Here is a 10,618-nt window from a genome sequence, read left to right on the forward strand (position 1 = left end):
ACCTGATGGGACGCCACGGCGGCAAGTACGCCCGCCGCCAGCAGGCCGCGGCGCGCCAGCCTGGCCGCCGTCACGCGCTGGCCTTGATGCCGTGGCGTCCCATCAGGTCGTACAAGGTGGGCCGGCTGACGCCCAGCATCTCGGACGCCTTGACGATGTTCCCGTCCGTGCGCGCGAGCGCGCGGGCGATGGCCTTGTACTCGGCTTCGTCGCGCACCTGGCGCAGGTTCAACGGCTCTTCCTCGGCACCCGTGTCGGGCAGGCCGAGATCGTCGGCGACGATCGTGTTTCCGTCGGCCATGATGACGGCGCGCTTGATGCAGTTTTCCATCTCGCGCACGTTGCCGGGCCACTGGTAGGCTTCGATCGCGGCCAGCGCGTCCGGCGCGAAGTGCAGCGACGCGCGCGATTCCTGCGCGCAGAACTTGTTCTTGAAGTGATGGGCCAGCAGCGCCGCATCGCCCTCGCGCTGGCGCAGCGGCGGGATCGTCACGACGATTTCGGACAGGCGGTAATACAGGTCTTCGCGGAAGCGGCCCTGCGCGCACAAGTCCTTCAGCTTCTGGTGCGTCGCGCAGACGATGCGCACGTCGACGGGGATCTCGTCATGGCCGCCGATACGCTCGATCACGCGCTCCTGCAGGAAGCGCAGCAGCTTGGCCTGCAGCGCCATCGGCAGGTCGCCGACTTCGTCGAGGAAGAACGTGCCGCCGTGGGCCAGCTCCACCTTGCCCTTGGTCTGCTTGGCGGCGCCCGTGAAGGCGCCCTTCTCGTAGCCGAACAACTCGCTCTCGAGCAGGTTTTCCGGAATCGCCGCGCAGTTGATCGCCATGAAGCGCTCCTTTGCGCGCGGCGACAGCGCATGGATGGCGCGTGCCAGCACCTCCTTGCCGGTACCGGATTCGCCCAGCAGCATGACGGACGCGGACGTCGGCGCCACCTTCTCGATGGTGCGGCAGACTTTCGACATGCCCGGGTCGCGCGAGATCACGCCGGCCAGCGGCGAGTCGGCCTGCGACTGCTGCATGCGGCGGTTTTCCTCCTGCAGGTTATGCAGGAAGAAGGCGCGCTGGATCACGAGGTTCAACACTTCCGGATCGACCGGCTTCTGGTGGAAATCGTAGGCGCCCATGCCGATCGCCTTGACGGCGTTGGCATGGTCCTGGTTGCCCGTCAGGACGATCACGCGCGTGTCCGGCGCCAGCGCCAGGATCTGCTGCAAGGTGGCCAGGCCTTCGGTGGAGCCGTCCGGATCGGGCGGCAGGCCGAGGTCCATCGTGCAGACGGCCGGCTCGTGGCGGCGGATCTGCGCCAGCGCCGCCTCGCGGTCGCCGGCCACTACCACGTCGTACGCGTCCAGGCTCCAGCGCAGCTGTTTCTGCAGGCCCGGATCGTCTTCGATGATCAACAGCTTGGGTTTTTGTTGGGTCATGGTGTCTTCTTTCAGGCGATCGTCGCGGCGGCCGCGACGCGGTGCAGCGGCAGGACGACCTTGAACGTGGTACCGAGTCGGGGTTGGCTGGTCACGTCCAGCGTCCCGCCCAGCTCGGTGATGTATTCGCGGCTTTCGAACACGCCGATGCCCATGCCGGCCGACTTGGTGGAGTCGAATGGCTTGAACAGGCGCTCGCGGATGAATTCTTCCGTCATGCCTTCGCCGGTGTCCGTGATCTCGACCTCGACGGCGCTCTCGCGCCCGTCGGCGGGCAGGGCCACGCGGACCATCACGTTGCCGTCGCGCGGCGTCGCCTCGATCGCGTTCTGGATCAGGTGGCCCAGCACGCGCTCCAGGCGCTCGCGGTCGGCCAGCACGCACAGGCCCGCCTGCTCGACGAGCAGTTGCGGATGCGGCTCGAACGCGCTCTTGAGGGCGAGCGCCTGGCGCACGACGTCGTCGACGGCCAGCGGCTGCGGCTTGTCGGCATTCTCGCTGCGCGACAGCTTCTGCAGCAGCAGCTTCATTTTCTGCACGGAGTGGTTCAGCGTCTCCAGCATGTCGCGCTGGAATTCGGGGTTGTCCTTGTGCTTCTCCGCGTTCGCGTTCATCAGCGACAGCTGGGCGACGAGGTTCTTCAGGTCGTGCACGACGAACGTCGACATGCGGTTGAACGACTCGAACTGGCGCGCCACCATCAGCGCGTTGGCGGCGTCTTCCTGCGCGAGGTAGCTGGCGGCCTGGCTGCCGGCGATCTCCAGCAGGTCGATGATTTCCCAGTTCAGTTTCACCGGGCTGCGCGCGCGCTGCAGCACGACGAAGCCGAACAGTTTTTCCTGCAGCATCAACGGCACGACGAGCCAGCGGCGCGGGGAGTCCAGCAGCCAGCCGGGCAAGGCGAGACCTTCGTATTTGTCGGGGCGCTCGACGTATTCGTCGACATCGACGACCCACTGCGTGCTCTCCAGGAAGCGGCAGAACGGCGCGTTGGCCGGCTCGCTCACGTGGGTGTCGACCGTCGGCCAGCCCGCCATCGCCGTGAAGCGGCCGCCGGCATCGCGCTGCCACAAGGTGCCGCCGGGGCTTTCGACGAGCACGGCCAGCGCCTGGATCGCGCGCTCGCCCAGGTTCGGGCCGCGCTCGGACAGCGTGCGCGTAAAGCGCATCCACTCTTCGCGGTAATCGTAGTTGTAGCGGTAGAAGTGCTTGCTGATCGAGACCTTCAGCCAGGAGCGCGCCGTGCCGGAGAACAGGATCACGCCCAGCAGGGAGATGGCGCCGAACAGGAAGCCCGTCTGCATCACCGTGCCCCAGCTGCCGCCCACGTAGCGCAGGTAGTAGCCGACCGTGCCCATGGCCAGCAGGTAGATCGCGGAACCGAACAACGCGGCCGAATGGAAGACGACGCGGCGCGACACGGCGAACGACGTCGTCCACGACTTGCGCCGCGTGATCGACAGCGCGATCAGCGGCACGGTCAGCGCGTTGACGAAACCGCGCGCCGTCCACAGGTCCGCGCTCAGTTTGCGGAACAGCAGCGCATTGCTGTACATGTAGAAGTCGTAGGCGAACATGCCGCCGATGCCCAGGCAGGCGAACTTGATCGCCCAGCGCTCTTCGATGGTCTTGTTGCGGTAGACCTGCTCGACGAGCAGCATGCCGTACACGGACAGGCCGACATAGCCGATCAGGAGCGGCAGCCCGAGCACGGGCAGGAGGTCGTTGTCCCAGTGGGCGACGCCGACGCCGGTCAGCAGCAGCAGATAGACGCAGCCCGCCGCCAGCAGTCCCGCGCGCGGCGCGGGGAAGCGGCCGAGGATCAGGCGCGCCGGCTGGCTGTCCGCGTCGCTGCGCCAGTCGCCGAGCAGGGCCACGAGGAACAGCGACCAGGTGCCGTCGCGCAGCACCTCGAGCGCGGCCGTGCCCGTGTTCCACAGGATCTCCCGGGCGGCATCCACGCCCAGCGCCGCAGCCCACGCGGCCGTGCCAGCCCGACAGGACCGACAGGCCCAGTGCGAGGAAGCCGATGGCGGCCAGTGCGTAGCAGGAAGCAGCGATATTGATCACGTTACTGGGCACGATGCGGCCGCAGGGAACATCAGCGTCCGCTGCGGAACAGGACGACCTTCAGGGTGTCGATCAGGATCAGGACGTCCAGGAACAGGCTGTTGTTCTTCACGTAGTACAGGTCGTACTGCAGCTTCTGCAGCGCGTCCTCGGCCGAGGAACCGTAGCCGTAGCGCACCTGGGCCCAGCCGGTGATGCCCGGCTTGACGCTGTGGCGCACGTTGTAATACGGGACCACTTCGATCAGCTGGTCGACGAAGTACTGGCGCTCCGGGCGCGGACCCACGAACGACATGTCGCCCTTGAGCACGTTGAGCACCTGCGGCAGCTCGTCGATACGCGTCTTGCGCATGAAATTGCCGACGCGCGTGATGCGCGGGTCGTTCTGCTGCGCCCATTGCGGCTTGCCGCCCTTTTCCGCGTCGGTGCGCATGCTGCGGAATTTGTGGACGAAGAACGCGGCGCCGTCCTTGCCGACCCGTTCCTGGGAATAGAACACGGGACCGCCGTCTTCCAGCTTGACGGCCAGCGCCGCCAGCAGCATCAGCGGAAGCGTCAGCACCATGATGATCAGGCTGCAGACGATGTCGAAGCTGCGCTTCATGAACGTGCGCACAAAGCTCTGGTCGAAGCCGCCGCCGAACACGAGCCACGACGGCTGCAGCGAATCGACGCGGATCTGGCAGGTCTCGCGCTCGAAGAAGGTCGCGGCGTCGGTGACCTTGAAGCCCTGCAGCTTGCACTCGAGCAGATCCTTGATGGGGAAGCCGCCGCGGCGGTTCTGCACGGAGACGACGATTTCCTCGACGTTGTACTGGCGCGCCAGCGCGACGAGCGATTCGCCCTCGCGCGACTTCAGCAGGCTGGTCCCCGGCACGCACAATTCCTCGGTCGGCGTCGGCACGAAGCCGGCGATGTTGTAGCGGTGGTAGCTGGTGCTCTGCATCGCCAGGTCGCTGCATTCCTTGGCGAGCGGGCCGCTGCCCAGGAACAGGATGCGGGTTTCCAGGAAGCGCAGCTCGGACGACTTGAAGAACACCATGCGCGCCAGGAAGATGCCTCCCGCGGCGATGCCGAACACGAGCGCCATGATGCCGCGGCCGAAATACAGGTCGGGCGCCACGTAGAACACCAGCGTCAGGATCAGGAAGCCCATCAGGAACGAGGGCATCAGCTTCATGAAGAACGGATGGCGCAGGCCTTCGTTGAAGTCGAGCTGGTACATGCCCATGGCGCTCATGCTGAAGATGATCGCGGCGGTGAATGCGATGGCGGATGTAAAGAAGTGATGGTCGAGGTTGGGCAGGGACGCGTTCTGGCCCAGTTCCATGAACCGCACCGTCGCGCCGATGTAGGCTGCGCCAAGCAGCACCAACACTTCGACGAACAGAAGGACGAATACGATCTTCGACACATAGTGATTAGAAATCCTAAGCACAATTGCCTCCGGTGTAGCTGTTATTGCTGATTTGCACAACCAATAGTCGAGCCGGGATACGCGTGCGCGTTCCCAAAAGTTCTTGACTCAAGGAAATAAAACAAGGCCGGAAATAGCCTGGAACTGTCATTGTCATCATCACATGCAAAACGGCAAGGCTCGGGGGTCCAAGCGGCCTGCCCTCGGCACGACCCATCGAATAGTCACGGCATCTGCAGCTGCGGATGCCGGCGATACATTACAGACGCCAGAGGCAGTAGCCAGCCTCGCGGATCCCGTTCGGATCGAACTGGGCCTTGACGTCGACGAAGCAGCCGCCGTCGTTCAGCTTGGACTGGAAATCCGTCAGCGAACGCGCCAGCACTTCCTTGTGCGGCACCGCAACGATGAGGGCATCCCCCTTCGGCAGGTCTTCCCAGCGCTCCAGTGCGATGCCGTATTCATGCTGCGCTTCGTCCGCTTCGGCCACCGGGTCGTGCACGTGCACTTCGACACCGTAAGACTGTAGCTCGTACACAATGTCCGCGACTTTGGAATTGCGCAGGTCCGGGCAATTTTCCTTGAACGTCAGGCCGATCACGTTGACTTTCGAACCCTTGACGTGGAAGCCCGCCGAGATCATCGATTTGACGGTCTTTTCGGCCACGAACTTGGCCATGCCGTCGTTGATGCGGCGCCCCGCCAGGATCACCTGCGGGTGGTAGCCGATCATCTCGGCCTTGTGCGTCAGGTAGTAGGGGTCGACGCCGATGCAGTGGCCGCCCACCAGGCCCGGGCGGAACGGCAGGAAGTTCCATTTCGTGCCGGCGGCCTTCAGCACTTCCAGCGTATCGATGCCGATCTTGTCGAAGATGATCGCCAGTTCGTTCATCAGCGCGATGTTCAGGTCGCGCTGGGTGTTTTCGATGACCTTGGCCGCTTCCGCGACCTTCAGGCTGGACGCGCGATGCACGCCGGCCTTGACGACGGTCTCGTACATGGCCGCCACGCGTTCCAGCGTCTCCGCGTCGTCGCCGGACACCACTTTCATCACGTTGGTCAGCGTGTGTTCCTTGTCGCCCGGGTTGATGCGCTCGGGCGAGAAGCCGACGTGGAAGCCATCCTTCCACTTCATGCCGGAGAATTTTTCCAGGACGGGGATGCAGACTTCCTCGGTCGCGCCCGGATACACGGTCGATTCATAGATGACGATCGCACCGCGCTTCATGTGCTTGCCGACGGTCTCGCTGGCGCTGATCAGCGGCGCGAAGTCGGGCACGTGGGCGATGTCGACGGGGGTCGGAACGCCGATCAGGATGTAATCGGCCTTGGCCAGCGCGGCCGGGTCGGTAGTGACGCTCAGGTGGCGCGCCGAACGCAATTGCTCAGTCGACACCTCACCGGCGGGATCGACAAATTTCTTGTAGCTCTCGACCTTTGTCGTCGACAAATCGAAACCGATCGTCGGGCCGAGCTTGCCGAACTCGACAGCCAGCGGCAAACCTACATAACCCAATCCCACTACTGCGATGACCTCGTCTGGCTTCATATTGATTCCGTTCCGCTTGGTTGCTATTACGATAACTTTGAGTCAGCACGGAAAAACGTCTGCCCGCTCGACGAGTCAACTCGCCTTGCCGACAACGGCGCCTTGTGCCATCGTCGTTTGCAGACCAACGTTCACATCGTGGGAGCCCATCGAATTTTCACGAATCCTCACCGCCGTGCTGATGAGATAATAACATTTTATCGATTACAAGTTAGCAACAAGACATACCGTGCGCATGAATCGAAACGTTCCGAGAACAGCAGAATAAGTGGCTGCGGTCTAAACAGGCAAGCAATACCTTGTCCTTACGTCCCGGAGTGTTGTAAGCGCGGTTATTGAGCGCTCGTAACTTGTCGTAATGTTATGTCTTTCGGGTAGGCGGTGACATTGCCTGCGTCGAGATCGAGGAAGGCGGCGCGGCCGGTCCTGCTACGCTCGCGGTTGGCGGCGATGGCCGCCTTGTCGATGCCGGCCAGCAGGCGGATCTTGGCCAGCTGCAGCTTGACGTCCTGCATGTTCACGCGCGCCAGCGCATAGCCGAGGTGGGCGAACACGGACACCCATTCCCGGCCGAAGGAGAAATGCGTGTTCGGGTTCGAGCTGCGCGCGATGACTTCGCGCCGGAAGGTTTCGCCCGATTCGAAGAATTTGCTGGGCGGGCGCTGTTCGCGGTCGTGATAGATACGCGACGTGGGCAGGACGCCCAGTTTCAGTTTGTGGAACTGCAGGCGCTGCGTGTAATTGTCATCCTCGCCGTAGTGGAAGAACGACGGGCTGAAGCCGCCCACCTGTTCCAGGCATGCGCGCGTCACCAGCCAGGCGGCGGCATTCACGAAACCGACGTCGTACACGTCCTTGATGCGGCCGAGGAAGAGATCCGAGTACAGGCCCCGGCATTTGTTCGGCGCGATGTAGTTCGAAAAGCCGTAATCGAGGCCGTCGCCGGCGCCGTTCAGGTGCATCGGGCTGATGACGCCATAGGCGGGATGCCGCTGGTGCGCCTCGACGAGTTTTTGCACCGCGTCCGGATCGATCCAGGCATCCTGATTGAGCAGGAAGACATAGTCCGCGCCGCGCTGGTACGCCATTTCCATGCCAATGTTGTTGGCCTTGCCAAACCCGTGGTTCGTTCCGGTAGCGACGACCTCCACTTCCGGATACTCGGCCGCGATGCGCGCCAGGGTGTCGTCCTTCGATCCGTTGTCGATGACGATCGTGTGCAGCGGCACGGTCGACTTGCGCAGGCTGGAAAAGCACGGGGTCACCCACTTGGATCCGTTGTAGGTCACTATCACCACAAAAACCTTGGCGCTCATCGTCGTCCTCTTTGAAATGGCTGGAAAATCGGCTGCAGTGCCGGATGTTGACACATTTGCAGCAAATTCGGAAGGAAACGGGCACTACGGTGTGCGGGGAGACAGGAAGGCATGGCGCGGCTGGCGGGGATCGAACCCACGACCCTTGGCTTCGGAGGCCCAAAAATAGCCATAGATAAGCACTATATTTATTCGAGACATTATCTTTATTGGCACAATCTTGGCACACTAACAGCTCAGCTAGAACTTTCGAACGACAAATGCCAGCCCATCCGCGATGTTGGCCATAACGTTGTCCAACTGGGTCAATAGGCAACTTTATCTTGCGTGCCAAGTAGCAGCAGCGCCGGGGGCACCATCACGCCCCCGTAGCTGCGGAGCCGGCGGCGTGTCGACCGTGACTACTACAAGTCCTGGATATTCAGCCGCACCACAACGCCAAATCCCGGCGTTTCCGCCGCTGGTCGCGATGGTCCCGGCTCCCTCCAGGAAAGCTCCACCGGCGGGTTTACGGTGACGACGAACACTTGCATAGGCGGAAAGTGAAGCACCACGACACGCCACCGTTGAGTAGTTTGGTAAGTCATCTCCCGTAATCAATGCCGGCATTTTCGGCAGTTGGCCCTGGTCTTTGCCGGGGCCAACGCTTCACTGGGGTCCGAAACTATGATGATCTCTTGCATTCGAAGCTATACGGTATTGGCCGCTGTGTTCGCCACGTTGCTCTCAACTTCTGCTGCCGCTGCTGCCACGGCGCCGCGCGCATGGCTAGTCAGCAAAGGCAATACACAGGCCGTGCTAGTCGGCGAGTCTCACGTCGGTACCCCAGTTGAGAACGATCACTACTTTGAGACCGTCGTGAAACCGAGTTACGCGGTGGCGGAGGTGGCCGTAATGGAGACTTATTTCGTTCCGGACCAGCTCCGGAACGGATCGTTCGCGCTCGGCGCGCCCTGCTTTGACGATCCGAAGGGTTTGCACACGCAGCGCTTGCATCTTGCCTTTGACGCTCTGATTAAGGCGACACGGGATAGCCATCTTGACGTGCCAAACTGGCTCGAAAGCTGGGCGCTCGTGCCGGAATACCTGACTTTGACGTTGTTGGACACGTTTACGACAGCGTCGCTCGGGCCGGCATATGACGTCGTCAGTGAAACAGGCATTTCCTTCCGCCTGCGTGGCACGGACACGACATCGAAAAAGACGATTGGCCTAGATACGCTCGGGGACAGGCGAACGCACTTCTGCAGCGCGAGTGCCGCTGACCGAGCAGATTTCGTTGCTGATAAAGCCCTGCAGGTTTCGCGCCTGCTGCGCCTGAAGCAATCGGATCCGTTGTATGGCTCCCTTGGCAAACTAGCAGTCGTCGCCGGGGAGGTTACTGACGAAAAGGTCCGCTGCGTCGACCGCCCGACGCCCTGTGCCATTGATCCGGTTTCTCCTGGCGATCAGATCTTGCAGGACAAGGGACTGGAGACAAACTATAGTTCGGGTACTTTTGAGATCATGATCAAGCAACGTACCCATGCCTGGGTTCCCCTCATCGCCAAAACCATTTCCGAACATCACAGAACCTTCGTCATCGTCGGTGCGCTGCACCTTCCCGACCTACGAGTTGGCACCCGGGTCGAGCCTGGTTTGATCAGTCTGCTGCGCCAGCAAGGCTTTTCGGTCACCAGTATCTGCGGGGCCAATGACATCAGTGCGACATTCCTATCGCCTTCCTGGTTCGACCGCGTGCGCTCCGCGCTGGGTAGCTTATGAAGACCATATTACAGACCGAAGCAAGCGAGTTCGGCTTGGCCAGCCTTGCCATGCACGGCTCGTGCACTATGCCGCCATGCTGGAACGGGCAGCGCGGCCACTGAGTCTGCCTAGATGTGCCGTGACTTGTTTCGAAACGTACGAGACGCCGGCACAAATTTGGCACATTCAATATGCCAAGAAATGAATTCAATGCGCGACACTGCTGCGTATCGCAGCACGTAAATGATTGAATTTTATAGGGATTGTGGCGCGGCTGGCGGGGATCGAACCCACGACCCTTGGCTTCGGAGGCCAATACTCTATCCACTGAGCTACAGCCGCGCTGGAGGAGGCGATGCGAAGGATACAGTCTTTCCCGGGCGTCGTCTATGGCAACGCGCCGCTCCAGTGGGAAATTGCGTTTCCACCAAGTGTCTTTGGGTCTATAATCGCCCGGCGGCATTGCATATAAATAAGTATTCCACGTATTCCGCAGGGCAGAAGCAGGTTTTTTTAATTTGTATTAAGGAAATCATGAGCGACGCGCACAACGAACACCAATCCTTTATCCGGACCCCCAAGCAACTGATCATCGCAGTGGCTGGTTTTTTCCTGGTCATCGTCATCGGCATCATCCTGCTGGTGATCTTTGCCACCAACAAGCCCCTGGGTGGCGCCGGGTCCGAAAGCCAGAGTGCGCAAGCCGTCGCGACGCGCGTGCGCCCGGTGGCCGAGGAAGGGTTTGCGTTCAAGGACGTGAACGCGCCCAAGGTGCTGCAATCGGGCCAGGCCGTGTATAACGCCACCTGCGTCGCCTGCCATGGCTCGGGCGCAGCAGGTGCGCCTAAGGCTGGCGACGCAAGTGCCTGGGGCGCCCGCATCGCGCAGGGCTACGACACCCTCGTCCAGCACGCCGTGCAAGGCATCCGCGCCATGCCGGCCAAGGGCGGCAATCCCGATCTCGACGACATCGAAGTCGCCCGCGCCGTGGTCTACATGACCAACCAGTCGGGCGCCAAGTTCAAGGAGCCGGAAGCCCCGGCGGCAGGCACCCAGGCGCCGGCCCAGGCCGCAGCCGCACCGGCAGC

7 protein-coding genes and 1 tRNA gene are annotated in these 10,618 nt (G+C 62.2%); 2 read left to right on the forward strand and 6 right to left on the reverse strand.

The window, feature by feature from the left end; all coding sequences use genetic code 11:
* Positions 1-70: 70 nt before the first annotated feature.
* From prsR to ACEN88_RS16055, 5 genes are all read right to left on the reverse strand, one after another.
* Positions 71-1,432 carry a PEP-CTERM-box response regulator transcription factor gene (gene prsR / locus ACEN88_RS16035; RefSeq protein ID WP_413341112.1) on the reverse strand — a complete coding sequence of 454 codons (1,362 nt, stop codon included), beginning with the start codon at positions 1,430-1,432 and terminating at the stop codon, positions 71-73.
* Positions 1,433-1,443: 11 nt separating this feature from the next.
* On the reverse strand, positions 1,444-3,393 hold the full coding sequence (gene prsK, locus ACEN88_RS16040; RefSeq protein WP_413341113.1) for an XrtA/PEP-CTERM system histidine kinase PrsK: 1,950 nt from the start codon (positions 3,391-3,393) through the stop codon (positions 1,444-1,446).
* Between the two features lie 140 nt (positions 3,394-3,533).
* Positions 3,534-4,916, reverse strand: coding sequence for a TIGR03013 family XrtA/PEP-CTERM system glycosyltransferase (locus ACEN88_RS16045; RefSeq protein WP_413341115.1), 1,383 nt, complete (start codon positions 4,914-4,916; stop codon positions 3,534-3,536).
* Between the two features lie 262 nt (positions 4,917-5,178).
* Positions 5,179-6,468, reverse strand: a complete 1,290-nt coding sequence (locus ACEN88_RS16050) for a nucleotide sugar dehydrogenase (RefSeq protein ID WP_413341117.1) — start codon at positions 6,466-6,468, stop codon at positions 5,179-5,181.
* 332 nt (positions 6,469-6,800) lie between these two features.
* Positions 6,801-7,784: a glycosyltransferase family 2 protein gene (locus ACEN88_RS16055; RefSeq protein WP_413341119.1), complete on the reverse strand. Its 984-nt coding sequence runs from the start codon at positions 7,782-7,784 to the stop codon at positions 6,801-6,803.
* A gap of 858 nt (positions 7,785-8,642) precedes the next feature.
* Here ACEN88_RS16055 and ACEN88_RS16060 point away from each other — a divergent pair.
* The gene (locus ACEN88_RS16060) at positions 8,643-9,548 is read left to right on the forward strand and encodes a TraB/GumN family protein (RefSeq protein ID WP_413341120.1); all 906 of its coding nucleotides are present in this window, start codon (positions 8,643-8,645) and stop codon (positions 9,546-9,548) included.
* Between the two features lie 248 nt (positions 9,549-9,796).
* Here the strand turns inward: ACEN88_RS16060 and ACEN88_RS16065 are convergent.
* Positions 9,797-9,872, reverse strand: a tRNA-Arg gene (locus tag ACEN88_RS16065).
* 192 nt (positions 9,873-10,064) lie between these two features.
* Here ACEN88_RS16065 and ACEN88_RS16070 point away from each other — a divergent pair.
* The coding region (locus ACEN88_RS16070; RefSeq protein WP_413341122.1) for a c-type cytochrome at positions 10,065-10,618 on the forward strand (554 nt) is incomplete at its 3' end.

The sequence above is a fragment of the Massilia sp. CT11-108 genome (assembly GCF_047302915.1).
GTDB lineage: Bacteria > Pseudomonadota > Gammaproteobacteria > Burkholderiales > Burkholderiaceae_D > Telluria > Telluria orientalis.

Bases quoted from the DNA above. Each gene is read 5' to 3' on its own strand.
- prsR (WP_413341112.1), bottom strand. From the start codon at position 1,432: ATGACCCAACAAAAACCCAAGCTGTTGATCATCGAAGACGATCCGGGC.
- ACEN88_RS16050 (WP_413341117.1), bottom strand. From the start codon at position 6,468: ATGAAGCCAGACGAGGTCATCGCAGTAGTGGGATTGGGTTATGTAGGT.
- ACEN88_RS16055 (WP_413341119.1), bottom strand. From the start codon at position 7,784: ATGAGCGCCAAGGTTTTTGTGGTGATAGTGACCTACAACGGATCCAAG.